This is a genomic window from Burkholderia sp. PvR073 (assembly GCF_054055695.1).
Genome location: NZ_JBSRXO010000001.1, coordinates 1,266,943 through 1,291,422, shown reverse-complemented (window position 1 = coordinate 1,291,422; position 24,480 = coordinate 1,266,943). Strand labels below are relative to the sequence as shown.

Below are 24,480 nucleotides of genomic sequence, written 5' to 3'. Positions count from 1 at the left end.
GCCCGTGGCAAGGCCTTTTCCGTCACGCACTGACACTCATCGACGAGATACGGAAGCACGGCACGTCCCGTCCGTTCTGGACCTTCGGCGGTGGCACCGTCCTCATGCTGCGTCACTGACATCGTGTCAGCAAGGACATCGACATCTTCGTACCCGACCCGCAGTATCTCGGGTACGTGAACCCGCGCATCAGCGACGCCGCATCGGACATCACGAGCGAATACGAGGAACACGCCGGCTTCGTGAAACTGGTGTTGCCCGACGGCGAGATCGACTTCGTGGTTTCCCGCAACCTGATGTCCCCCGGTTATGACGAATGGACGCTGATGGACCACGTCGTCAAGGTCGAGACTTCAGCGGAAATCGTCGCCAAGAAAATGTGGCATCGCGGAGATCGGCCCACCGCGCGAGACCTGTTCGATCTCTGTCTGGTCATCGAGCGGGAACCGGAGAGCTTGATGGACGCAAGCGCATTTCTCGTTCGTCATCGCGAGACCTTCCTGAGTCTGCTCGACGAGCGCCGTGCATTCGTGCAGTCGCGTTTCGACGATATCCGGACCCTCGGCTATACGCCGTCGTTCGACTACTGCGTGAATCTGGCCAGCGAGTTCCTCAGACAGCTTCCCGACACCAGCACCGCCCGCAAATCGCCCCGGCGCTGACCCTACCTCCAGCAGCCCCGTGTCCGGCGAACCCACGATTGCCCGCGGTCCCTGGCCATGCTAAAAGTCGTCGCACGCATTTGGAAATGAAATGCTCGAATCCAGAAAAGTGCAGAAATGAATCGACCTTTGTTCGACCTCGACCTGTTGCGCGCACTCGTGATGGTCGCCGATTGCGGCAGCTTCACGACCGCGTCCGCGCGCCTGCATTCGACGCAGTCGACGGTCAGCCAGAAGGTGCGGCGGCTCGAGGAGATCGCCGGGCATCGCCTGCTCGACCGCGGCACGCGCGACGTGCGGCCGACCGATGCCGGCGTGACGGTGCTCAGCTACGCGCGGCGCATGATCGCGCTGAACGACGAGATGCTGGAAGCGCTGTCGGGCGCGACCGTCGCGCTCACGATCCGGCTCGGCGTGCCCGACGATTTCGCGGCGGGCCGCACGACCCATGCGCTCGCCGCGTTCAAGCGCGATCATCCGCAGGTGAAACTCGAAGTGACGTGCGGGCTGAGCCGCGACATCTGCGCGGCCTACGATCGCGGCGAGCTCGATCTCGTGCTGATCAAGCAGCGGCGCGACAGCCGCGAGGCGGTGGTGCGCTGGCCGGAGAAGCTGCGCTGGATCGACAGCGCGCGGCATCCGACGATCGAACTCGACCCGGTGCCGCTCGTCGTGTTTCCGCCGCGCGGGCTCTATCGCGACGACATGATCAAGGCGATCGAGGAACGCGGCCGCCGCTGGCGAATCAGCTTCACGACGTCGAGCCTGAGCGGCATCCAGGCGGCCGTCGCGGACGGGCTCGGCATCAGCGTGCTGCCCGCGCGCGTGGTGACCGACGAACACGTGGTGCTGACCGACGAGCACGGCGGCTTCGCGCCGATCGAGAACATGGACATCGCGATCCTGCATCGGCCGACGGCCGATCCGATGGTCAGCGAACTGACGAAAGCGCTCGCGGCGATGCTCGAACACGAGCCGGAATAAGCGCAGCCGTCGCGATGCGGATCGGCGTCGACGGAGCAGCGGCGTAACCGTGGAAGACCGCGCCCGTCAGAACATCGTGTTCCCGTTCGCCGCATGTTCGGGCACCGGCTGGTTCACGTCCCAGTGCTCGACGATCTTGCCGTGCTCCAGCCGGAAGATGTCCATGATCGCGCTACCGCGCGTGCCGGGCTCGCGCACCGCATGCACGTGCAGGATCACGTAGTCGCCGTCGACGAACGCGCGCTTGATCTCGCTGTGCGACTGCGGATATTTGTCGCGCAGGAACGCGACGAACTTGCGGAAACCGTCGCGGCCGTCGGCCGCGTTCGGGTTGTGCTGCACGTACTGGTCGCCGACATACGCGAGCGCGGCATCGGCATCCTTCTCGTTCAGGCCTTTCTCGTAGAACGCCAGCACCGTGCGGCGATTCGCTTCCTGCTGCGCTTGATCCGGTCCGGCCGCCGCCGCGTGCGCGGCCGTCACCGCGAACGTCGCCGCGGCCATCCATCGCGTCCATCGCGCGGCGCGTGCCGCCATCGTGCGTGTGTGTCGCATCGTCGTCTCCCGCAGGATCAGGCTGAAAGAGCCCGATCATACCCGGCGCGATGCGGCACCGGGCTCAGACCAGCACGCCGTCGCGCGCGACGATCCGCCCCGACGACACGACGAGCCGGCGCGTCGGCCGCGCGACGACGGCCTCGGCGAACGTCAGCGCATCGACGAGCACGACGTCCGCACGCTTGCCCGCCTCCAGCCCGTAGTCGGCGAAGCCGCAACCGCGCGCCGCGCTGTGCGTCACGCAGTCGAGTGCGACTTCGAGCGCGTCGTCGCGACGGAAATCGTTGCGCATGCCGATCAGCATCGCGCGCTCCAGCATGTCGGGCGAACCGTACGGCGTCCACGTATCGCGCACGCCGTCGTTGCCGCCGATGACGGTCACGCCGGCCGCGCGGCAGGCGACGACCGACGGCACGGGTACCGCGGCCGGCGCGGTCGTGACGATCGCGACGCCGAGTTCGGCCATCCGCGCGAGCAGCGCGTCGCGCTCGCGGTCGGCAACGTCGCCGAGGCAGAAGCCGTGGCTGATCGTGACCTTGCCCTGCATGCCGAGCGCGGCCGTGCGCTGCAGGATCAGGTCGAGCGAGTACGCGCCCATCGACCCGCGCTCGTGCAAGTGCAGGTCGAGCCCGCGGCCGTGGTGCTCGGCGATTCCGAACAGCACGTCCACCGCTTCGACCGGATCGCCTTCGATCGCGCACGGGTCGAGGCCGCCGAGCAGGTCGGCGCCCGCGCCGAGCGCGTCGGACAGCAGCGCGGCGGTGCCGGGCCGCTTGAGCACGCCCGACTGCGGAAACGCGACGATCTGGATGTCCACCTGGCCGCGCAGCGTCTCGCGCGTCGCGAGCACGCCGTGCAGATGCCGCAGCCCGGCATCGGTATCGACGTCGACGTGCGTGCGGATGCGCGTCGTGCCGGCCGCGAGGAACGCGCGTGCCAGCGCGAGCGACGCGGCGCCCGCATCGTGACCACTCGTCGCGCGGTAGTTGCGCTCGTTCTCGATGCGGTCGACGAGGCGCGGCCCCACCGCGTTGCGATACCACGGCATGCCCCAGTGGGTCTTGTCGAGATGCGTGTGGCCTTCGACGAGGCCGGGCAGCGCAAGCGCGAGCGCGCCGTCCTCGATCGCGCAGCCCGCGGGCGCGTCGAGCGACGGGCCGACGCGCGCGATGCGCTCGCCTTCGATCAGGATGTCGAGCGCTTCGTCGGCGTGCGTGCGGACGTTGCGGATCAGCAGGTTCGTCATGTCGGTTCCGGGGTGGTCGGTCAGAGCAGGGCCGTCACGATGCACGCACCATGACGGCGGTCAGGTCGTGATCGCGTGAAACGCAGCGCCGGCGCGGACAGGGGAAGCAACCGCGGCCGGCGCAGCGCGACCGGTGGCAGGGAATGCGGTCACGATATCGGACGGGGCCGACCGAGGCCAATTAAATGTCGCGATGCCGCGCATTCGATTTCGCGATGCGCGGCGCGCATGCTCGGCTGACCGGGCGCGACGATGGGGCGGGATCGCGGCGGAAGCGGCGGAAGCGGCGGAAGCGGTGGAAGCGGTGGAAGCGGCGGTAGCGGTGGAAGCGGTGGAAGCGGTGGAAACGGCGGAAACGGCGGAAGCAGTGGAAGCGGCGGAAGCGGCGAAAAGGCCAACCGTCGCGCAGCGCGCCGCGTCACCGGAATATGAGCGCCGGGAGGCCACGTCGCGCCGTGTCGGGCGCCCACTTCAACGCCCCGCCGTGCCGGCGAGTTGCTCGGCAACAGACTTTACACGTTGTTACCCGGCCGCACCGGACGCGCATCCGCCCATTCCTTATACTCACGCCGAGTTCGCCACCCGTCCCGGAATCTGTCGGCGAACACGTTGCCGATGCAGGAACCATCATGATGCGCATGCCTTCCACGAAGACCGTTCTGTTCGCCTCGCTCGTCGCCGTGGCGGCGCTCCCGCTGACCGCCTGCGTCGCACCTGGCTACTATGGTGCGCAACCAGGCTATCCGCAGCAGCAATACGCGACGCCCGGCTACGCGCAGCCCGCGTATTCGCAACCCGGCTACGTGCAGCCGCAGCAGCCGGCCTATCCGAATCAGGCGCCGCAGTACGACCAATACGGCAACCCGCAGCCTTACGGCGGCCAGTACGGCAACGGCTACGGCGCGCAATACGGCACGGTCGCGAACATCCAGCCGGTCAACGGCTCGGTCGGCACGTCAGGCGTGGCCGGCACCGTCGTCGGGGCGCTGGTCGGCGGCGTGCTGGGCAACCAGTTCGGCCGCGGCCACGGCCGCGATGCGGCTACCGTGATCGGCGCGCTGGGCGGCGCCGTCGCCGGCAACCAGATCGGCCAGCAGATGGGCGCGGCCCAACCGCCGAGCAGCTACCGGATCGACGTGCGGGTCAGCGACGGCTCGACGCGCTCGTTCGACGTGCAGTCGCCCGGCGACCTGCGCCCGGGCGATCGCGTGCAGATCAACGGCAATCAGTTGTCGCGTTATTGATCCAGACCGCATGCGCCTGACCTGATCGGGCGCATCGCGCGGATTGCGCGCCCTCGACGCCGCGCGCCGCCGCGGCGCGCCAGCGAGCGCGCTCCACTTCATCTCCTTCCTTCTGTCTGCGCAGCACGCTTGCCGCGCAGACACGTCACCGCCAGCTTCCGCACACCGCCGATACTCGCGCGCGCAACCCGTTTGCGCTTAGCATTGTCGATGCCCTGCCGCGCATCGCGCAGCAGATTCCGACACCCCAACAAGAACCGCATCCGATGATCACGATCCGCCTGCTCGACGCCGCCGATGCGGCGCAGTTTCAGTCCGTGCGCCTGCGCGCAATCGACACGTCGCCGACCTCGTTCCTGCCGACCCGCGACGAAGAAGCCGGCATCACGGTCGACGAATTCGCGACGCGCATCACGCCGAGCGGCGTGCGGGCCGTGTTCGGCGCGTTCGACGGCGCAACGCTCGTCGGCATCACGGGCGTGCGCCGCGATCCACGGGCGAAGGTCGCGCACAAGGCGGTGATCTGGGGCGTGTTCGTCGATCCTGCGTATCGCGGGCGCGGCATCGCGCAATCGCTGCTCGACAGCGCGACCGCGCATGCATCGCAAGCCTGGCAATGCAGGCAACTGATGCTGTGCGTCAACGAGATCAACGGCACCGCCGAACGCCTGTACGCATCGCAAGGGTTCGTGCGGTTCGGCACGGAACCGCGCGCGCTGCTCATCGACGGCCGCTTCTACGACGAGCACCACATGGTCAAGACGCTGGCGTAACGCGTTCGCATGCATCGACCGGCCGCACGCGAACGCGTGCTCGCGCGTTACCTCACCGCGTGTCGGTAACCGTCATGTTGACGGCCTGCCCGGCGATCGTCACGTTCGTCAGCGTCATCGCGCTCACGTTGAACGCGTAGATCGGCCCCGGCGACGTGACGGTCGGCGTGCCCGACGCGACCGGCGTGCCGAAGTCGCAGTTGCTGATCGTCACGCCGGAGATCGGCTGCACGGCCGGCGTCGGCGGCGTGCCGTTGTAGTCGAACGCGACCGGCCCCTGCGCGACGATCGCCTGGAAGCACGACGCGGTCACGCCGTTCAGCGTCACGTTGCTCGCTTTCACGTCGGAGATCGTCACGTTCTGCACGACCGGCGGCCGCGTGCGCACGGCGTCGTTCGCGGGCTGGTAGTCGCAGTCGAACGTGACGATGCCGCCCTGCGCGGCCGACGGATTGCCTGCCGACGGCGTCACCACGCCGAGCGGCACGCTCGCGTTGACCGGGCTGCCCGCGAGCAGCGCGCTACCGTAGCCCCCGCCCTTCAGCGTCACGCCGTTCGGCAGCGTGACGCCCTTCACGTGGAAGTCCTTCACGTAGCCGCCCCGGTTCATGTTCGTCTTCACGCGAATCGCGATGTTCAGCGGGTTGGTCTGCCAGTTCGCGTTCAGCATCGACAGGTTGGTCGCGTAGATCTGCTCGACGCCGCCGCCCATCTCGCTGCCGAGCGTGATGCCGCCGTGCCCGCTGTTCATCGTGCAGTTGCGGATCAGGTGCCGCTTCGCGGGGCCGTATTCCGTGTCGCGGTCCTTGCCCGACTTGATCGCGATGCAGTCGTCGCCGGTGTTGAACGTGCAGCCTTCGCACAGCACGTCGGTGCACGCGTCCGGATCGAAGCCGTCGTTGTTCGGGCCGATGCTGTTCGTCGTCACGCCGCGCATCACGACGTTGCGGCTCGCGGTCGGATGGTGCTGCCAGAACGGCGTGTTCTGCGTCTGGTAGTGCTCCATCAGCACGTTGGTGCAACCGATGAATTCGACCATGCACGGCCGCAGGTAGTGACCGAGGCCGAAGATGCGCTGCTCGACCGGCACGCCGGCCTCGGACAGCGCGGGCAGGTAGTTCTGATCCTGCTGCCACGGCGTGACGGGCGACGTGAGCAGCGCATAGAGCGCGTCGGGGATCGCGGGCGCGACGATCCGCAGGTCGACGTTGTTCGGATTCGCATAGTTCTGGGCCGGCACCGTCGCGCCGGCACCGTATGCACCCGACGAACCCTTGTAAGTCCACCAGCACACGCTGCTGCTGCCGGCGCCGGCGAACGGCGTCATCGCCTGTCCGTTCAGCACCGACGTCGGCCCTTCGCCGGTCAGCGCGATGTTCGTCGCGTTGCGCGCATAGACGGGTGCGCCGTAGTTCAGGCAGTCGTTCGCCTGCCAGCGGCTGTAGTACAGGCGGCCGTTCGCGCCGCAGTCGACCGGGCCGTCCTTCGCGTAGTCGGCCGGGTTCGGGCTGAAGTAGATCGTGCAGTTCGCGCTGAGGTGGAAATTCACGTTGCTCTGCAGCACGATCGGCCCCGCGCAGTACCAGTTGCCGGGCGGCACGACCACGCGGCGGCCGCCTGCGCGCACGCACGCGTCGATCGCCGCGAGAAACGCCGGACGCGAGTCGAACGCGCCGGGCGCGGTCGTCAGTTCGGAACCGGGGCTGACCGGAGATTTCGCCGCCGGGTAAGGCGACGTCTGCGCGACGGTCGCGCACGCGCGTGCGCCGTAGTGCGTGACGTCGAAGTCGTGCCTGCGGAACGCGAGACGCGACACATGCGCGAGCGATGCCGCGATGCGCGCCGCCGCACCGTGCTCGCCCCAGATCAGGTCGACCGCCGCATGGGGCGACGTGCCGGCCGCAAACGCGCGGGTCGCCGCGAGCGGTCCGCCGAGTGCGGCGCCGCCAGCGAGCGCGCCGGTCCAGCCGATGAAGTCGCGACGCGATACACGCCGCGACGCGGGCGATCGGACAGACGAAGACGAACGGCGACGGTTTGCGGCCATGGGCACTCCTTCAATGGTGGGGGGATCGATGCGCCGGACGGCGGATCACGATTCATACGTCGTCGCACTACATCGCGCAGTCTAGACGCGATCGAAGCCGCGGATGTATCTGTCGTTTACCCTGTTTTTACCGGCTTAACATCGAATATGTGAGCACACACTCACTTCTTGATCCGCACACAAAGATATATGTTGTCGTATCTTTATGCGCAAAAACTCGATGTCTGACGGCGACGCGGTCGAGCCCGAATCGACCGCGTGCGTGGAATATGACAAGCTCGCGGAGGCCTCACCCGTCCATTCCAACCCGTCACAGGAGCCTCAATTGCAGACCCGACACGGCGTCGACCTCATCCGCGCCCGCGCGCTGTTCGATCGCGAGCGGCGTGCATTCACCGAAGCCATGCCGACCTCCCGCGCGTTGTCCGCGGAAGCCGCCGAGCATTTGCTGTTCGGCGTGCCGTTGCACTGGATGCAGGACTGGTCGACCCCGTTCTCGCTGGTCGTGAAGGAGGCGCGCGGCGCGACCTTCACCGACGTCGACGGTCATCGCTACGCGGACTTCTGCCTCGGCGACACCGGCGCGATGTTCGGCCATGCGCCCGAGCCGGTCGCGCGCGCGCTCGCCGACCAGGCGACCCGCGGCTACACGACGATGCTGCCGAGCGAGGACGCCGCCTGGGTGTCGCGCGAACTCGCGCGCCGCTTCCGGCTGCCGGTCTGGCAGTTCGCGCTGAGCGCGAGCGACGCGAACCGCTTCGTGCTGCGCTGGGTGCGCGCGGCCACCGGCCGCAACACGATCGTCGTGTTCAACGGCTGCTATCACGGGACCGTCGACGACGTGTTCGTCGATCTCGTCAACGGCCGCCCCATGCAGCGCGACAGCCTGCTCGGGCAATCCTACGACCTGCTCGCGAACACGCGCGTCGTCGAGTTCAACGATCTCGACGCGCTCGAAGCGGCGCTGAAGGACGGCGACGTCGCATGCGTGCTCGCCGAGCCCGCGATGACGAACATCGGGATGGTGCTGCCGGAGCCGGGCTTCTGGGAGGCGGCGCGCGCGCTGACGCGCCGCTACGGCACGCTGCTCGTGATCGACGAAACGCATACGATCAGCAGCGGCCCGGGCGGCTACGCTGCCGCGCACGGCCTGGAGGCGGACGCGCTGGTGGTCGGCAAGCCGATCGCCGGCGGCGTGCCGTGCGCGGTGTACGGTTTCAGCGCCGAATTCGCGGAACGCGCGAAGCAGGCGAAGCTGAACGCGCCGCCCGGCCATTCCGGGATCGGTACGACGCTCACCGCGAACATGCTCGCGATGCGAGCGATGCGCGCGACGCTCGCCGAAGTCGCGACCGACGCCGCGTATGCGCACATGTTCGAACTGGCCGCGCGACTCGCCACCGGGCTCGAACAGGCGATCGCGAAACACGGTCTGCCGTGGTGCGTGACACGCATCGGCGCGCGCACCGAGTTCCAGTTCTCGCCCACGCCGCCGCGCAACGGCACGATCGCGGGCGAACAGCTCGACAGCGAACTCGAGCACATCGTGCATCTGTACCTGCTGAACCGCGGCGTGCTGATCACGCCGTTCCACAACATGATGCTCGTGTGCCCGCAGACGACGGCCGACGACGTCGACACGCTCGTCGCGCAATTCGACGCGTGTCTGGGCGAGCTGGCGTGATGTGACGACCGGCGCGTCGAGCTCGCCGGCATGCGCGAGCCCGACGCCTGCACCCAAGCTACTTCGGCAGATCCGTCGGATCGACCTGCGTGCCCGGCACGCCTGCAGTGCGTGCGCTCACTTCAAGCTCGTCGCGCAACGCCGCGCGCGTATCGCCGCCGCCCGGACCCTGCGCCGACGCAGCGCCACCGTCGAGCGCCGGCAGGATGTAGCCGTTCACCATCCGGCGGAACAGCTTCACGTTCTCCGCGTCGCGCAGGCCGCCGTCCACCGGCAGCACGCCGGTCATCACGATCACCGTATTGCGCTTCGGCAGCACCGTGATGAATTGCCCCTTGAAACCCATCGCGTCGAATTCGGGCTCGCGCTCGACGATGTTGTTGATCCACCAGTAGTAGCCGAAATGCGGCGACACGCGCGGCGCCGTCATCTGTGCGATCCACGCTTGCGGCACCACCTGCCGCCCCTGCCAGCGCCCGCCGTCGAGCACGAGCATGCCGATCTTCGCCATGTCGACCGCGCGCAGCCGCAAGCCCCAGCCGGCCGACACGAGCCCCGTGCGGTCCGCGCGTTCCCATGCGGCCCGCTTCATGTCCAGCGGGCCGAACAGATGCGTCTGCGCATAGCGCTCGACGGGCTCGCCGGCCGCCGCGCTCAACATCGCCGATGCGAGGATCGGGTTCACGTCGGTGTACTCGAACGCGGTGCCGGGCGCGACCTTCGGTGCGGCCGACGCGGCGAGCTTCAGCCGGTCCGGCGCGGTGTAGTAGATCGGATCGTCCTTCGGGCTGAAGTCGTAATGCAGCCCGCTCGACATCGACAGCACGTGCGTCAGCGCGATGCCGCGCTTGTCCGCGAGCGCGCCGCCGAGGTCGGGGCGCCATGCGGCGAGCCGCGCGGCCACCGGCTCGTCGAGATGCACGGCCCCGCGATCGACCAGGATGCCGGCGACGAGCGACGTCACGGCCTTCGTCACCGAGTACAGCTCGTAGGTCGAATCGCGCGACGCATTCGCACCGTAGCGCTCGAAGATCAGCTTGCCGTCCTTCACGACGAGCAGGCTGTACACGTCGAGCTTCTGCTCGCGGATCCAGCGCGACAGGTCGACGAGCTTGCGCGAATCGACGCCGGCGTCTTCGGTGCGGCCGCCGCGAGGCCGGTTTCATGCAGCGGCGGCAGCGCGTCGGCCGCGTGCGCCGCAGACAGCATCGGCACCGGCGAAAGCGCACCGCCGCCGATCAGCAGCGCCGCGAGCCGCGCGAGCAGCCGGCGCACGAGAGGCGCTGCGGGCCGCCGCGCATCGGGCCACGCGGGTAATTGGCCAATGACGTTCGTGATCCTCATCAAATCTCCGGTGCATCGTTGAACGCGGCGGCGGTACCGGGCACGCCCTTCGTCTGCCGGCTGCGCGCCAGTTCGTCGCGCAGCGCCTGCGTGGCCTGCGCGCTTTCGACCGGCGGCCGCGCCGGCGTGAGCGCCGGCAGGATGTAGTCGCCGACCATCCGCCGATACAGGTTCAGATAGGTCGCATCGCGCAGGCCGCCGTCCGTCGGCAGCAGGCTCGTCATCACGACGACCGCGCGCTGCGCGGGCAGCACCGTGATGAACTGCCCCTTGAAGCCCATCGCGCCGAATTCCGGCGTGCCGTGCTCGACGACATGACTGATCCAGCAGTAATAGCCGTAATCGGCCGCGGCAGGCGACGGCGTCGTCATCTGCCGGACCCAGCCGGCCGGCACGATCGGCTTGCCGTTCCAGCGGCCCTGGTCGAGCAGCAGCATGCCGATCTTCGCCATGTCGATCGCGCGCAGCCGCAGGCCCCAACCGCCCGCCACCGCGCCGGTACCGTCGGCGCCACTCCAGCGGTAGTGCGCGAAGCCGAGCGGCGCGAACAGCCGCTTGCGCGCGAAGTCGTCCTCGCGCTCGCCCGCGGCGATCGACACGGCCGTGCCGACCAGCACCGGGTTCACGTCGATGTAGTCGAAATGCGCGCCGGGCGGCTGCTCGGCACGGCTCGTCACCGCGACGCGCAGCCGGTCGGGCGCGTCGTAGTACAGCGGGTCGGTGCCTTCGCGCGTCGTGTAGCGCAAGCCGCTCGACATCGACATCAGGTGCCGCAGTTCGATGTGCTGCTTGTCCGCGAGTTCGCTCGCGAGATCGGGCCGCGCGGCGCCGATCAGCGGCGCGACCTTCGTCGACGGGCCGAGCTTGCCCTCGCCGTCGAGGATGCCGGCGAGCAGCGCGGTGATCGTCTTCGTCACCGAATAGAGCTCGTAGTTGTTGTCGCGCGTGAGGCCGTCGCCGTAGCGCTCGAACACGATCTTGCCGTCCTTCACGACGACGAGGCTGCGCACGTCCATCCGGTCGCGGCGCAGCCATTCGGACATCCGCACGAGCGGCGCCGAATCGACGCCGACCGCTTCGGGCACCACGCTCGGCGGATCCTGCGGCGCGCCACCGGCGGCCAGCGCCGGGCCGCCGCACGATCCGGCGACGATCGCGACGGCCGCGATGCCGCGCATTGCTTGGGAAACGCTCATCGTTGCTCCTGTTGAAATGCGCAACCGCCGTCTCCGGCGGCACGTCACATCACGTGCCGTGACGTCAGTCGAGACACGGTTTGCCGGCCGGCAGGAACTGTCCGCGCCCCGGCTCCGCCGCGAGCAGCCGGCCGTCCTCCACGAGCAGCTCGCCACGCGACAGGCAATGACGCGGCCAGCCCGTCACCTCGATCCCTTCATAAGGCGTGTAGTCGACCGCATGATGAAGCGACGCATTCGCGATCCGCACGCGCTTGTCCGGATCCCAGACGACGATATCCGCATCGGCGCCGACCGCGATCGTCCCCTTGCGCGGATACAGCCCGTACAGCTTCGCGGGCCGCAGCGACGTCAGCTCGACGAACTGGTGCAGCGATAGCCGCCCGTGGCGCACGCCGTCGAACAGCAGCGGCAAGCGCGTCTCGAGCCCCGGAATGCCGTTCGGAATATGGTCGAACGAAACGGCATGGCCGCCCGGATGCTTGCCGCACGGATCGTCATAGTTGAACGGCGCATGGTCGGACGAAAACACCGAAAACACGCCCTGCTTCAGCGCCTTCCACACGGCCTGCTGGTTCGCCGGGTCGCGCGGCGGCGGACTGCACACGCACTTTGCGCCTTCGTAGCCGTCGTGACCGCCGTGACCGAGATCGTCGGCCGTCAGGTACAGGTACTGCGGGCAGGTTTCGGCCAGGATCGGCAACCCGCGCGACTGCCCCCAGCGGATCTGCTCGATCGCTTCCGCACCCGACACGTGCACGATCAGGATCGGCACGTCGACCAGTTCCGCGAACGCGATCGCGCGATGCGTCGCCTCGCGCTCGACCACGGCCGGCCGCGCATGCGCATGGAAATGCGGCGCGACGTGGCCGTCGCCGAGCAGCCGCTCGGTCAGCCAGCCGATGCAGTCCGAGTTCTCCGCATGCACCATCACGAGCGCGCCGTGCTCACGCGCGACCGACAACACGTCGAGCATCTGCCGGTCGTTCAGCTTCAGGTCGTCGTAGGTCATGTACACCTTGAACGACGTATAGCCGTTCGCGATCAGCCGCGGCAGCTCCTCGGCCAGCACATGCGGCGTCGGATCGGCGACGATCAGGTGAAAGCCGTAGTCGATCAGCGCGCGCCCTTGCGCGCGCCGGTGATAGTCGTCGACGGCCGCCTGCAGCGACTGCCCCTTCGCCTGCGCGGCGAACGGAACCACGGTGGTCGTGCCGCCGCACAGCGCGGAGCGCGTGCCGGACAGGAAGTCGTCGGCCATCTTCAGTCCGTCGGGCATCGGCTGGTCGAGATGGCAGTGCGCATCGACGCCGCCCGGCATCACGAGCATCCCGCTCGCATCGAGCTCGCGCGGCGCGCGCGGCAGCCCGTGGCCGAGCATGGCCACGCGCCCCGCGCGGATGCCGATGTCGCACGAGAACCGGTCCGCCGCCGTCACGACGTCCGCGTGACGGATTACGAAATCGAGATCGTTCGACATGACGCGCGCCTCAGATCACGTCGCTGAAGAGACGCCCCCAGCCCTTCACTTGCCGCGTGTCGTAGTCGGCGAGCTGCAGCGACTTCCACACGACGGTCGAGATCGTGTCGTAGATCGGGATGCCCGTCTCTTCCTCGAGCGCGGGCACCAGGTGCGCGGCGTTCAGGTTCGTGCAGAAGATCGAGATCGCGCGCGGGCCGGCCTTCGCGACTTCGCGCACCATTGCGCCGATCTGGTCGCCCGTCACTTCGGAGAACGAGAAATTGACCTTCAGGTTCAGGTGGCGCTCAGCGATGCAGTCCAGGCCCGAGCGGCGATAGTTGTCGACGATCTTCGCCTGCACGTCGTCGAGATACGGCGTGACGAGGCCGAACTCGTGCGCGCGGGTCTTCTTCAGGATCTCGTTGAGCGCGAGCACCGAGGTCGTGGCCGGAATGCCGGTCGCTTCGGTGATGCGCTCGCACAGCCGCTCGTCGGCCTCGAAGCCGAGCCAGCCGGACGACGTGCCGTTCCACGCGATCACGTCGACCTTCGCATCGGCGAGCAGCATCGCGGCTTGGATGATCTTGTCGTCGTCGAACTGGCCGAGCGCCTGGCCCGTCAGCGAGATCTCGGTGACCGGAAAGCGCGCGAAGTGCGCGGACACGCCCGGCAGCCCGGCGACCATCGCGCTCGTCAGCGGCTCGAGCGACGTGTTGGAGGAAGGCGTGAGCATGCCGAGCAGGGTACGTTTCTTCATGATGAGGTTCTCTCTACCAGTGAATGCAATCAATGCGGTGAAAAGGGTCGGTCAAGGGGTCGGTCAGACCGGGAGCTTGTTTTCGTAGTCGATCGCGCTGGAGCACACGAGCAGGCCGACGCCGGCCGCCGCGAACACCATCAGCGCAAGGAAGTAGGAACCGGTGAACTGCACAATCGCGCCGACGAGGATCGGCACGGTGACGCCGCCGAGGTTGCCGCCGAGGTTCATGAGGCCGCCGAGGAAGCCGATCTTGTTACGCGTGCCGAGCGACGACGGGATGCACCAGTACAGGCCGCACCAGCGCAGGAAGAACAGCGTCGACGACAGCAGCGCGACGCACACCACCGGGCTCTTCACATAGGCGACGGAAAAGATCGACACGGTCGCGATCACCGCGGCGATGCCGAACAGCGTGCGCATCACGACGTTCGGGCGGCCGCCCGCGGCTTTCCACTTGTCGGCGATCCAGCCGCCGAGCAGCTCGCCGATGAAGCCGCAGAAAAAGATGATGAAAGTCGAGCCGCCCATCTGCTTGATGTCGAAGCCGTGCACCTTGTGCAGGTAGTTCGGCATCCACGTGAGCAGCCCGTAGAACACGCTGTTGAAGCACATCCAGCCGAAGAACATGCACCACACCGAGCGGTACTTGAAGAAGTCGCGCGAGCGACCCGACGCACCGGCCGGCTCGGCCGCGAGATCGCTCGCGTGCGACGCCTCGATGTAGTCGGCTTCGAGGTCGTTGACGCCCGGATGCTCGCGCGGCGTATTGCGGATGTAGTGCCACGCGAGGAAACCGGCGAGCACCGTGCCAACTCCGGCCACCGCGAACGCGAGCCGCCACGACCCGAGCAGCGCGATCAGGCCGGCGATCAGCACCGCGCCCAGGGCCGCACCGAGCGGCGCGCCGCCGTCGAGCAGCGTGGCGCCGCGGCCGCGCTCGGTCTGCGTCATCCAGATCGCGTTGAGCTTGCCGCCAGCCGGGTAGATCGGCGCTTCGGACGCACCGAGGCCGAGGCGGGTGAGCAAGAGCGACGGTGCGTTCGTGCACAGCGCGGCGATCGCCTGGAAGAAGCCCCAGAACACGGTCGCCATCGCGATCACGATGCGCGGCTTGAACCGGTCGGCCAGCATCCCGCCCGGGATCTGCATCACCGCATAGGTCCAGAAAAACGAACTGAGGATCAGACCCTCCATCGCCGGCCCGATGTGGAACTCCTGCGAGATGTAAGGCATGGCGACGGACAGCGACGCGCGATCGACGTAGTTGATCGCGATGAGGCTCAGCATGACGACGAATATCTTCCAGCGGACGGCGGACTTGCCGACCGTCATGGCAGCGACACCGGAGGTTGAAGACATGGACGGACTCCAGGGATGGACGAGGATGATCAGGACGTCGCGCAACGTTGAGCCGAGTATAGGATTAGAAATTTATAATTACAGTTATCGTAAACGATTGGTTTTATTGAATTTGTTTTGTCACTACGATGGTGCAGGGTAAGCCCCGATATCGTGATAAGCTCGCACCATCATGAGCCAGACACCCCGCAATCCCCTCCTTCTGCGCACCCGCGGCATGGCCGCGGAGATCGCCGCGCGCCTGCGCGTGATGATCGACGAGGGCGAATTGCCGCCCGGCGCGCGCATCGACGAAAAAGAGCTGAGCCTCGCGTTCGACGTGTCGAAGACGCCGCTGCGCGAGGCGCTGAAGGTGCTCGTCGCGGAAGGCGCCGTCACGCATCGCCAGTACATCGGCTATCGGGTCGCGTCGATCGACGTCGACGATCTCGTCTCGACGTTCGAGCTGCTGCACGGGCTCGAGGCGATGGCGGGAGAATTGCTGCGCAAGCGCATCGGCGCGTCCGCGCTCGCCGCGCTGCAGGCGAAGCACCGGCGGATGGTCGAGTGCCACGAGGCCGGCAAGCGGGTCGAATATTTCCGGCTGAACCAGCAGATCCATCAGATGATCATCGACGCGGCGGGCAACCCGGTGCTGTCGGGCATCTATGCGTCGCTGATGTCGAAGGTGCACCGCGCGCGCGGCGCCGCGAACGCCGACACGCTGCGCTGGGCCGAATCGCTGAACGAGCACGAGGAAATCATGGCCGCGCTCGCCGATCCCGACCATGCGGTGCTGCCGCAGGTGCTGCGCCGCCATTCGGAGAACACCGCGCGCGAAGTGCTGGCGATCCTCGATCGCACCGGCACCGCCGACGCGCCGGGCAAGCGGGCGGCCCGCGCGTAGCCGCCTGCCGAACGAACGCACAAACGCACGACCGAACCGGCCGCGTGGCGGCCCACCAGCGGCGCGCTACGCGGCCTTCAACGCGCGCCGCGCCACTTCCGCGAAATAGCGCGCGCCGACCGGCAGGATCTCGTCGTTGAAATCGTACGTCGCGTTGTGCAGCGGCACGCCGCCATGCCCGGCCGCTTCGCCGTTGCCGATGAACACGAAGTTGCCCGGCACCACCTGCAAGAACGCGCCGAAGTCTTCCGAGATCATCATCGGCTGCACGTCGGCGTTCACCGCGTCGGCGCCCGCGACCTGCGCGGCGGCCTGCACGGCCGTGTCGACCCATTCCGGAGAATTCACCGTCGGCGCGAACTCGTGCGTGTACTCGAACGTGCAGGTCGCGCCGTACGTGCGGCAGATTCCGTCGCTGATCTCGCGCATCCGCGTTTCCAGCAGCGCCTGCACGTCGCGCGAATAGCTGCGCGTGTCGCCCTTGATCGTCACCGTCGACGGAATCACATTGCGCAGCCCGTCGGTGATGAACTCCGTGCACGAGATCACGGCCGGCTGGCCCGGATCGAGATTGCGCGACACGATCGTCTGCAGCGCGAGCACGATCTGCGAGCCGATCACGATCGGATCGATGCCCATGTGCGGGCGCGCCGCATGCGTGCCGCACCCGTCGATCCGGATCACGAAGTTGTCCTCGCTTGCCATGATGCCGCCCGCACGCGTCGAGAACGTGCCGGCGCGCATGCCCGGCATGTTGTGCGCACCGAAGATCGCGTCCACCGGAAAGCGCTCGAACAGGCCGTCGGCCATCATCGCCTTCGCGCCGCGCCCATGCTCCTCGGCCGGTTGAAAGATGAAGCGCACCGTGCCGTCGAAGCCCTTGCGCTCGGCCAGCAGCCGCGCGGCGCCGAGCACCATCGACATGTGGCCGTCGTGCCCGCACGCGTGCATCTTGCCCGGCGTGCGCGACGCATGTTCGCGGCCCGGCGCGTGCTCGGCGATGTTCAGCGCGTCCATGTCCGCGCGGATGCCGATCGCGCGCGTGCCGGTGCCGACCGTCAGGTTCGCGACGACGCCCGTGCCGCCGATCCCGCGATGCACATCGAGCCCGAGCGTCGTCAGGATCCGTGCGACGTAGTCCGACGTGTTCACTTCCTCGAAGCCCGTCTCCGGGTGCTGGTGCAGATGCCGGCGCCAGGTCTTCAACTGCCCCTGCAGCGTGCTTTCTTCGGTTGCGTCGATTGCGTCCATCGTGTTTGCCTCGTCGATCGTCAGGTCGTTCGGTTCGCTCAGGCCATCGCGGCCGCGTGGTTCAGCCAGTCGCGCTGGCGCGCGAGCACCGCGTCGGCCGTGTCGCCGACGCACTGCCGGTAGACGGATGGCGCGGTCGCGCCTTCCGTGTTGATCGCCAGCACGCGCGAATGGGCATCGAGCCCCGCCTGACGCGCCAGCGCCGGGTCGTGCATCAGCACGGTCAGCCCCGCGATGCCCGCCGCGCCCGACTCGCCGGACACGAACGGCACGTCGCGCGCGCTGCCGGCGGCCAGCGCACGCATCGCCCGCACTGCGTCGTCGTCGTCGATCAGCATGAAGTGGTCGATGCTCGGCTCGAGGAAGTCCCATGCGAGCGGCGACGCCTCGCCGCACGCGAGCCCGGCCATCACCGAGTCGACGCTGCCGGTCGCCTTCGTCGCGCGCCCGGCGAGCGCGCTCTGGTACAGGCAATCGGCCTGGCGCGGCTCGACGACGATGAAATGCGGCCGCCGCACGCCAGCGTGCTCCCAGAGATAGCTCGCGATGCCGGCCGCCAGACCGCCGACGCCGCCCTGCAGGAACACGTGCGTGAACGGCCGGCCGCCATCGTCGGGATCGTCCGCCCGCTGCTGCGCGAGCGCTTCGGCCGCGATCACGCCGTAGCCCTGCATCACGTCGCGCGGAATCGCTTCGTAGCCGTCGTACGACGTATCCGACACCACGTGCCAGCCGTTCTCGTGCGCGAGCCGCGCGGCGTGCACGACCGATTCGTCGTAGTTGCCGGCGATCCGCACGATCCGCGCGCCGTGCGCGGCGATCGCGTGCTCGCGCTCCGCGTCGACGTGCGCATGCAGCACGATCACGCAGCGGCAACCGATCGCGCGCGCAGCGGCGGCCAGCGCGCGGCCGTGATTGCCGTCGGTCGCGCTGATCACCGTGAGGTCGGCCAGCGACGCCGCGTAGCGGCCCGTGACGAGCCCCTGCGGATCGAGTTCCTCGCGGGGCCGCAGCCGCTTCACGAGCCGCATCAGCGCGATCGGTGCGCCGAGCGCCTTGAAGCTGCCGAGCGGCGAACGGCACGCCTCGTCCTTCACGCTGACGCTCGCGACGCCGAGCCGCGCGGCGAGATCCGGCAGCATGCGCAACGGCGTGCGCGCGGCGCCGACGAGCGGCCAGTGCGACAGCCACGCGCCGCTCTCGTCGGCCGCCGCGATGTTCATGACACGGCGCAGCGTATCGGGATAGTCGGTGCGCGACGCGCGGGGGTTGGCGATCAGCATGGCGGGAAGGGCTCCGGGAAAAGGGCCGCGCGGGCGGCCCGTCGGTGGGTGCGGTGCGGGCGCATACGGGTTGCGCTCGCCGTCGGTCCGAAAAATAATATTGCGCGGACCGGTCAAAAAAATCGCCAAATCGACGGGCCGGACGCAAAAATTTCTCATTCTTTCGAGGTTGCCACGCCATCATGCCCACCCCACTCGATGCGTTCGATCGCAAGCTGCTGAGGGAAGTCCAGCGCGACGCGCACACGCCGCAGAACGAACTCGGCGCCCGCGTGAACCTGTCGACCGCCGCCGTGAACCGCCGCCTGCGGCGGCTCGCGGACGACGGCGTGATCGAGCGCTACACGGCGGTGGTCGCGCCGGACAAGGTCGATCATCCGCTGACGATCGTCGTGAACGTGGAGGTCGAGAGCGAGCAGATCGACCTGCTCGACGCGATGAAGCGGACCTTCGAGCGCTGCCCGCAGATCCAGCAGTGCTACTACGTGACCGGGGAATGGGATTTCGTGCTGATCCTGGCCGTGCGCAACATGGATCAGTACAGCGCGCTCACGCGTGAGCTGTTCTTCGCGAACAACAACGTGAAGCGGTTCAAGACGCTGGTGAGCATGAGCCGCGTGAAGGTCGGGTTCGAGGTGCCGGTGGACCTTGGCGAGTAATGTCAGCGCCCGTCGGCGGCCAATGACCCGAAAAACGTCGCGACCTTGGCCTTGCTCGTCGTCTGCAAGCGCGACATGAGCCCGTGATCGATGTGCCGCAGGCCGTAAGTCGCGCCGATGTCGCGCTGCAACCGGCACCACAGATGGCTCGCGATCTCCGCGTCGACCATCGCCCGGTGAGCGCGGCCCGTCTGCGGCAAGCGCAGCATGTCCGCCAGGCTCGACAGGCGGTGACTCCGCGCGTGCGGATAGATGCGCCGCGCGACGAGCATCGTGCACGCAAACGCATGCTCGGCCGCCATGCCGAGCATCCCGAGCTCGGCCTGCCAGAACCGCTTGTCGAAGCCGGCGTTGTGCGCGACGACCGGATGGTTTCCGACGAACGCGGCGGCTTCCTTCATGACCGTCGACACCGGGGGCGCCGACGCAATCATCTCGTTCGTGATTCCGGTGAGCGCGACGACGTCGGACGGAATGCGGCGTCCCGCGTTCATCAGGCTCTGGTAACGGTCGACGATCTCGCCGTCGCGCAGAAGGATCACGGCGATCTCGGTCGCCCTGTCGCCCAGGTTCGGAGAAAGCCCGGTGGTTTCGAAGTCCAGTACCGCTACGGTTTGCATGGTTGAATCGGAGGAAAGATACCTGGCGAGGAACGTCGGTCAGCACGCATCGCGCCGACAAGAAAGCGCCATAGTATCCCGGGACGCCGCCTGCGGCGGCAAACGCCCTCGTCACGCGCGGCTCACCGCCGGCCGTTTCCATGCGCACAGGCTCGCTCGCCATTGCCGCTGCGGAACCACGGCGGATGTTCCGATCCACGCACCCATCGGCACATCCGCACACCCGCTACGTCAGCGACAACTGAAGCTCGCCGCGGAATTCACGTCGCCCGAGCCGTTGTAGCGCGCGACCTGCGGATACGGGCACAGCGGACGCGTGCGGCCGGCCCCCCACGAGCTCGGCACGTCCGCATTCGGCACCGCGTTCGTCGCGTCGCGCGCGGTGGCAACGACGGCGGCGGGCGCCTGCCCCTGCTCGACCCACGCCACGAGCGGCGTCAGCATGTCGAACTGGTCGGCCGCCGGCCCGCCCGCGCAGTGGTTCATCCCCGGCACCGGATAGAAGCGCGCGAAGCTCGACGCATCGCCGCCGTTTGCCTGGGCGACCTGCGCATACCAGTCGCGCGTATCGTTGAACGAGAACACCGGATCGCCGGTACCGTGATAGACGAGCAGCTTCGCGCCGCGCGACTTCAGCGCGGACAGGTTGGTCTCGTCGGGCGGCGTCATGAACGACCACGACGATTGCGTGTACACGCCGTTCGTCGCGAAGATCGCCGGCGCGTCGTTGTCCATGTCGAAGCCGAGCGCGAAGCCGGCGAGGTTCGCGAGCGTCGCGGCGGTTTTCGGCGGCGTCATGAACGTGAACGCCATCGCGGCCGGGTCGAGCGTGATCGAATTCGACTGCTTCCAGCCGGCCCAGCCGGCGGCGGCCACACCCGGATCGTACGGAAAGCTCGCGTAGAGCGCCGTGCCCGCGCTGTTGCGCGCCCCCGCGAACACGTTCTCGAGCGCGCTCTTCTGCGCGGTCGTCAGGCAGGCGCCGGTGCGCGTGCCGTTCGCGCAGGCCGGGATGTCCGTCTCGACGCTGAAGTGCGCCTGACACGCGGCGACGTCCTGCACCATGCCGTCCGTCGCGCCGTCGAGCGCATCGCACTTGTCGAGAATCTTCGCGCCGACGAACTGGCGCTCCGCGTCGTTGAAGCCGCTGCGGATGTCCGGCAGCCCGTTCGAGCCGGTGGCCGACGCGATCTTCGCGAACTGCTGCGCGCCGTACATCTCGCCGATCGCCGCCTTCGGCAGGTGAAAGCCCGGGTCGCCGGCGATGATCCCGTCGTAGTCGGCCGGGTTGCGCACGGCCGTGACCATCGCGTGACGGCCGCCGTTCGAGCAGCCGCCGAAATAGCTGCGGTCGGGCGCCTTCCCGTACGCGAGCCGGATCACCTGCTTGGCCATCGGCGTGAGCGCATCGACCGCGCCGTAGCCGTAGTCGAGCCGCGCCTGCGGATCGAGGCCGAACAACGGGTTCTGCGCGGCGCTGTGCCCGGAATCCGAGCTGATCACCGCGAAACCCATGTTCAGCGCGTCGGTCAGCGGCCCGCCGCCGCCGATCTCGCCGGTCGCGGTTACGACGTTGCCGTCGAGGCCGCCGTTCGCCTGGTAGAAGAAGCGGCCGTTCCACGCCTTCGGCAAGCGCATCTGGAAGCCGATCGCGTAGGTGTTGCCGTCCACCGCGCTCACGCGCTCGTTCATCTTGCCGGCGATCACGCAGTGCTCGGCGATCGGCTTGCCGGCCACCGTCAGCGCGCCGGCGGCCGCGGTCGTCACCGATGTGAACGACGTGTTCGCATACGCGAGCTTCGCGGCGAGCGCGTCGCAGGTCTGCGTCATCGCGGCCGGCGTCGCGGCGCTCAGATGCGTCGGCGCGGAGCTGACCGAATCGTCGCCGCCGCAACCGGCGAGCATGGCCGCCGACAGCGGCGCGATACAGAGGAATGCAGATTTTCTCTTCACGATATCTCCCGTTCGTCAGGCTGCCGAATCAGAACATGTGCCGGACGCCGACCATCGCGCCGAGCTGACCCATCCCCTGGCCGGGCGTCGTGCCGGCACCGCCGCCGCTGACCGCGTAGCGCGCATGCGCGCTGTTCCACAGATACGACGATTGCGCGTAGACGGCCGTGCGCTTGGTCAGCAGATAGGTCGCGCGCAGCGTGGCCATCGTCGCGCGCGTGTCGTGCGCACTGTTGACGATCCGGTAGCCTTCGCCGTCGACGACGAAGTCGGGCTTGATCGCATACGACGCGCCGAGAAAGAACAGGTCCGAATGCGCGCCGGCCGCGGCCGGCGAACCGGTCGACACGCGCCGCCCGATCCAGCCCGCGCCGATGCGCGCGCCCGCCGCCTGCGCGTAGGCGCTCACGTGCGTGCGTGCATCCTTGCCGCCGCTGCTGGTGAAGGCGACCGGCGCGACGCCGTCGAAGAAGTTCGCGGCGGCGCCCGTGCCGCCGCGCTGCTCCTCGTACGACGCCGCCGCACCGAAATACGCGCTGTCGTACTTGAGCATCACCGACCAGTTGCGGCATTGCACCGCGTCGCCCGGCACCTGCCCCGCGCACGTGCCCTGCCCCGGCGAGTTGCCGGTGCCCGCGCCGTCGCGACCGAACGAATACGCGGCGCCGAGCGTCACGCCGCGATACGTGCCGACGTAGGTCACCGCGTTGTCGGCGCGGCCGTTCGGCACGTACGCGTCGAACGAGCCGAGCCCGTAGATGTCGGGGCCGATGATGTCCGCGCCCTGCAGCGCGAGATACGTCATCGTGTACTGGCGGCCGAACGCGAGCGTGCCGAAGCCGCTCTTCAGCCCGACGAACGCCTGCCGCCCGAACAGCCGCCCGCCCTGCCCGAGATCGCCGCCGCGCACGTTGAACCCGCTTTCGAGCGTGAACACCGCCTGGTAGCCGCCGCCGAGATCCTCGGTGCCGCGCAGGCCCCAGCGTGACGGCAGCTCGCCCGTCACGCCCGGCATGCGCACCACGTGGTCGCCCGCCGCGTTCGCGTGCGACACGAACTCGACGCCCGTGTCGATGATTCCGTACAGCGTCACGCTCGACTGCGCGTGCGCGCCGGGCGCGGCGAGCGCGCAGCAGGCGCCGGCGGCCAGCAGGCCGTTCCTGGTTTTCGTGTTCATTCGTTGTGTCTCCAGACCTTGAGTAGGCGCGCTCTGACGGCGCGCATCGAAAAACCGTGAAAGTCAGTCGCCTGCTTGCGGGCGGCGAATCAGCACCAGCGCGGCGACGGCCGCGACGAGCGTGACGGGGATGCTCGCGCCGATCACGACCGGCGCGCTGCGACCGGCGGCCAGCAGCGTCGCGGCCGCGAGCGGCCCGACGACGGAACCGAGCCGCCCGACCGCCACCGCCGCGCCGACGCCCGTGCCGCGCATCGCGGTCGGGTAATAGATCGCCGCGAGCGCATACAGCACCGACTGCCCGCCGACCACGAACATCCCGGCGGCAAACGCGGCCGCCGCGAGCGACGCGAAGCCGGGCGCGGCCGCGAGCGCGGCAAGCGACAGCACGATCCCGACATACATGCCGCCGACCACGCGCGACGCGCGCATCCGGTCGAGCGCCGCGCCGATGCCGAGCGCGCCGAGCCCCGCGCCGACGTTGAACGCGATCTGCACGAGGCCGACATGCTCGCGGTCGAGCCCGCGCGCGGCCATCAGCGACGGCAGCCAGTTCAGCAGGAAGTAGAGGACGATCAGCGTGCAGAAGTAGCTGATCCACAGCGCGAATGTCGACGTCGTGCGGCCGTCGCCGAACAGCGTGTGCGCGACGCTGGTACGCGCGGCCGGCGTGCCGGCGACGTCGAGATACGCGCGCGATTCCGGCAGGCACCACGCGAGCAGCGGCACGAGCAGCAGCGGCCCGGCGCCGCCGACGTAGAAGATGTGCCGCCATTCGGTGTCGCCGGCAAGCAGCACGCCGATCAGCGACGCGATCACGCCGCCGAACGGAATGCCGCAATACATCGTCGCCACCGCGCTGCTGCGCGAGCGCGGCTCGACCGCTTCGGACGACAGCGCGATCAGGTTCGGCATCGCGCCGCCGAGGCCGATGCCGGTCAGCACGCGCACGACGACGAGCATCCAGAAGCTCGACACCTGCGCGGTCGCGATCGACAGCAGCCCGAACAGCACGGCCGACGCGATCAGCACGCGCTTGCGGCCGATCCGGTCGGCGAGCCGCCCGCCGAGCATCGCGCCCGGCAGCAGCCCGAAGGTGCCCGCGCTGAACGCGATACCCATCTGCGACACGGTCAGCCCGAATTCACGCGCCATGCGCGGCGCGGCGACCCCGACCGACTGCAGGTCGAGCCCTTCGAGGAGTGCAACCGCGAAACACAGCGCGAGCGTGGTCGCGACCGTGGATTTTTCGGCAACGTAAGTGTTCATCCTGTCTCCAATCCCATGTCTTGTCGTCGGTCGGCCCTGCAACGGCCGCCGCGCGCCGCCGCC

General features: G+C 68.5%; 22 protein-coding genes. 7 read left to right on the top strand and 15 right to left on the bottom strand.

Going from position 1 to position 24,480, the window contains the following annotated elements; all coding sequences use genetic code 11:
- Nucleotides 1-176: 176 nt before the first annotated feature.
- Complete coding sequence (locus tag ACVK00_RS05715) at nt 177-662, top strand: nucleotidyl transferase AbiEii/AbiGii toxin family protein (RefSeq protein WP_284893267.1); 486 nt, start codon at nt 177-179, stop codon at nt 660-662.
- Nucleotides 663-779: 117 nt separating this feature from the next.
- Nucleotides 780-1,646: a LysR family transcriptional regulator gene (locus tag ACVK00_RS05710; protein ID WP_228908628.1), complete on the top strand. Its 867-nt coding sequence runs from the start codon at nt 780-782 to the stop codon at nt 1,644-1,646.
- A gap of 66 nt (nt 1,647-1,712) precedes the next feature.
- On the opposite strand, the gene ACVK00_RS05705 is transcribed toward ACVK00_RS05710, so the two are convergent.
- Together ACVK00_RS05705 and ACVK00_RS05700 are read right to left on the bottom strand one after the other, a co-directional pair.
- Nucleotides 1,713-2,201 carry a nuclear transport factor 2 family protein gene (locus tag ACVK00_RS05705; RefSeq protein WP_228908629.1) on the bottom strand — a complete coding sequence of 163 codons (489 nt, stop codon included), beginning with the start codon at nt 2,199-2,201 and terminating at the stop codon, nt 1,713-1,715.
- 64 nt (nt 2,202-2,265) lie between these two features.
- Nucleotides 2,266-3,450 (bottom strand): amidohydrolase family protein, encoded by a 1,185-nt coding sequence (locus tag ACVK00_RS05700; RefSeq protein WP_284893261.1) that lies wholly within the window; start codon nt 3,448-3,450, stop codon nt 2,266-2,268.
- 629 nt (nt 3,451-4,079) lie between these two features.
- Between ACVK00_RS05700 and ACVK00_RS05695 the strand changes: the two genes are divergently transcribed.
- Entirely contained in the window at nt 4,080-4,694 is a 615-nt protein-coding gene (locus tag ACVK00_RS05695) for a glycine zipper 2TM domain-containing protein (protein ID WP_284893259.1), read from the top strand.
- 266 nt (nt 4,695-4,960) lie between these two features.
- On the top strand, nt 4,961-5,467 hold the full coding sequence (locus ACVK00_RS05690; RefSeq protein WP_228908632.1) for a GNAT family N-acetyltransferase: 507 nt from the start codon (nt 4,961-4,963) through the stop codon (nt 5,465-5,467).
- A gap of 52 nt (nt 5,468-5,519) precedes the next feature.
- Here the strand turns inward: ACVK00_RS05690 and ACVK00_RS05685 are convergent, their stop codons facing one another.
- The gene (locus ACVK00_RS05685; protein WP_284893257.1) at nt 5,520-7,514 is read right to left on the bottom strand and encodes a glycoside hydrolase family 28 protein; all 1,995 of its coding nucleotides are present in this window, start codon (nt 7,512-7,514) and stop codon (nt 5,520-5,522) included.
- Between the two features lie 325 nt (nt 7,515-7,839).
- Here ACVK00_RS05685 and ACVK00_RS05680 point away from each other — a divergent pair, with 325 nt between their 5' ends.
- Nucleotides 7,840-9,198 (top strand): aspartate aminotransferase family protein, encoded by a 1,359-nt coding sequence (locus ACVK00_RS05680; RefSeq protein ID WP_354123228.1) that lies wholly within the window; start codon nt 7,840-7,842, stop codon nt 9,196-9,198.
- A 58-nt stretch (nt 9,199-9,256) separates the two neighbouring features.
- On the opposite strand, the gene ACVK00_RS05675 is transcribed toward ACVK00_RS05680, so the two are convergent.
- The 6 genes from ACVK00_RS05675 to ACVK00_RS05650 form a co-directional block, all read right to left on the bottom strand.
- Nucleotides 9,257-10,267 carry a serine hydrolase domain-containing protein gene (locus ACVK00_RS05675; protein WP_354123227.1) on the bottom strand — a complete coding sequence of 337 codons (1,011 nt, stop codon included), beginning with the start codon at nt 10,265-10,267 and terminating at the stop codon, nt 9,257-9,259.
- The gene (locus ACVK00_RS05670) at nt 10,246-10,542 is read right to left on the bottom strand and encodes a hypothetical protein (RefSeq protein ID WP_354123226.1); all 297 of its coding nucleotides are present in this window, start codon (nt 10,540-10,542) and stop codon (nt 10,246-10,248) included. Before ACVK00_RS05670 ends, ACVK00_RS05675 begins: the two co-directional genes overlap by 22 nt.
- On the bottom strand, nt 10,542-11,738 hold the full coding sequence (locus tag ACVK00_RS05665; protein ID WP_284893250.1) for a serine hydrolase domain-containing protein: 1,197 nt from the start codon (nt 11,736-11,738) through the stop codon (nt 10,542-10,544). The genes ACVK00_RS05670 and ACVK00_RS05665 overlap by 1 nt, the downstream gene beginning before the upstream one ends.
- A gap of 64 nt (nt 11,739-11,802) precedes the next feature.
- The gene (gene hydA, locus ACVK00_RS05660) at nt 11,803-13,218 is read right to left on the bottom strand and encodes a dihydropyrimidinase (RefSeq protein WP_284893247.1); all 1,416 of its coding nucleotides are present in this window, start codon (nt 13,216-13,218) and stop codon (nt 11,803-11,805) included.
- Nucleotides 13,219-13,228: 10 nt separating this feature from the next.
- Entirely contained in the window at nt 13,229-13,957 is a 729-nt protein-coding gene (locus ACVK00_RS05655; protein ID WP_284893246.1) for a maleate cis-trans isomerase family protein, read from the bottom strand.
- Nucleotides 13,958-14,020: 63 nt separating this feature from the next.
- Entirely contained in the window at nt 14,021-15,319 is a 1,299-nt protein-coding gene (locus tag ACVK00_RS05650; RefSeq protein WP_228908639.1) for an MFS transporter, read from the bottom strand.
- Between the two features lie 172 nt (nt 15,320-15,491).
- Here ACVK00_RS05650 and ACVK00_RS05645 point away from each other — a divergent pair, with 172 nt between their 5' ends.
- A complete protein-coding gene (locus ACVK00_RS05645) occupies nt 15,492-16,205 on the top strand; it encodes a GntR family transcriptional regulator (protein WP_175714230.1) in 714 nt (237 codons plus the stop codon).
- 66 nt (nt 16,206-16,271) lie between these two features.
- On the opposite strand, the gene ACVK00_RS05640 is transcribed toward ACVK00_RS05645, so the two are convergent.
- Together ACVK00_RS05640 and ACVK00_RS05635 are read right to left on the bottom strand one after the other, a co-directional pair.
- Nucleotides 16,272-17,456 (bottom strand): M20 aminoacylase family protein, encoded by a 1,185-nt coding sequence (locus ACVK00_RS05640; protein WP_284893243.1) that lies wholly within the window; start codon nt 17,454-17,456, stop codon nt 16,272-16,274.
- A gap of 38 nt (nt 17,457-17,494) precedes the next feature.
- A complete protein-coding gene (locus ACVK00_RS05635) occupies nt 17,495-18,739 on the bottom strand; it encodes a diaminopropionate ammonia-lyase (protein WP_284893240.1) in 1,245 nt (414 codons plus the stop codon).
- A 182-nt stretch (nt 18,740-18,921) separates the two neighbouring features.
- Here ACVK00_RS05635 and ACVK00_RS05630 point away from each other — a divergent pair, with 182 nt between their 5' ends.
- Entirely contained in the window at nt 18,922-19,398 is a 477-nt protein-coding gene (locus ACVK00_RS05630; protein WP_284893237.1) for an Lrp/AsnC family transcriptional regulator, read from the top strand.
- Nucleotides 19,399-19,400: 2 nt separating this feature from the next.
- Here the strand turns inward: ACVK00_RS05630 and ACVK00_RS05625 are convergent, their stop codons facing one another.
- The 4 genes from ACVK00_RS05625 to mhpT all read right to left on the bottom strand — a co-directional run bounded on the left by ACVK00_RS05625 (nt 19,401) and on the right by mhpT (nt 24,417).
- Nucleotides 19,401-20,018: a 3'-5' exonuclease gene (locus tag ACVK00_RS05625; RefSeq protein ID WP_175741035.1), complete on the bottom strand. Its 618-nt coding sequence runs from the start codon at nt 20,016-20,018 to the stop codon at nt 19,401-19,403.
- 231 nt (nt 20,019-20,249) lie between these two features.
- Nucleotides 20,250-21,971: a tannase/feruloyl esterase family alpha/beta hydrolase gene (locus ACVK00_RS05620; RefSeq protein ID WP_284893234.1), complete on the bottom strand. Its 1,722-nt coding sequence runs from the start codon at nt 21,969-21,971 to the stop codon at nt 20,250-20,252.
- A 28-nt stretch (nt 21,972-21,999) separates the two neighbouring features.
- Nucleotides 22,000-23,148, bottom strand: coding sequence for a porin (locus ACVK00_RS05615; RefSeq protein ID WP_284893232.1), 1,149 nt, complete (start codon nt 23,146-23,148; stop codon nt 22,000-22,002).
- A 63-nt stretch (nt 23,149-23,211) separates the two neighbouring features.
- Entirely contained in the window at nt 23,212-24,417 is a 1,206-nt protein-coding gene (mhpT, locus tag ACVK00_RS05610; protein ID WP_284893230.1) for a 3-(3-hydroxy-phenyl)propionate transporter MhpT, read from the bottom strand.
- Nucleotides 24,418-24,480: the final 63 nt, after the last annotated feature.